At 53.8% G+C, this 463-nt stretch carries 1 protein-coding gene; it reads left to right on the forward strand.

The window, feature by feature from the left end; all coding sequences use genetic code 11:
- Positions 1 to 183 precede the first annotated feature (183 nt).
- On the forward strand, positions 184 to 463 hold a 280-nt coding region (locus RZO55_RS21645; protein WP_318066344.1), incomplete at its 3' end, for an MIP/aquaporin family protein.

A 463-nucleotide genomic window follows, 5' to 3' on the forward strand; every position in this document is an offset into this window, starting at 1 on the left:
TTTTTGTTGTCCAAATCCTCCTTAAGATTGAAAACAATTTTCCTATTAAATATAATTTTTAGATAGAAACCTATTTTTTGTCGAACCGGCGGGGGATGCTTTTTCGGCGCCGGTGACATGCCTTCGCAACCGATCGGCGTGGTGGCGAAAGGTTAGGACGATGCGAAAAGGGGAGGCGAAAGGGTGAATCGGAACCTGTGGGGGCAATGCCTGTCCGAGTTTGTCGGTACGTTTATCCTGATCTTTGTCGGGTGCGGGGCGGTGGCGGGTTGGGTGCTGAATGACCTTTCCCTGGATCTGTGGGGGATCGCCCTCATCTGGGGGATGGCGGTTACGATGGCGATCTATATTACCGGACCGGTATCGGGGACGCACATCAACCCGGCGGTCACCATCACCCTGGCGGCTTTTCGCGGTTTTCCCTGGAAACATGTGACCCCTTATCTCGTCGCCCAGATGGCGG

It is taken from the genome of Clostridium boliviensis (genome assembly GCF_033342255.1).
Taxonomy (GTDB): domain Bacteria; phylum Bacillota; class Clostridia; order Lachnospirales; family Lachnospiraceae; genus Lacrimispora; species Lacrimispora boliviensis.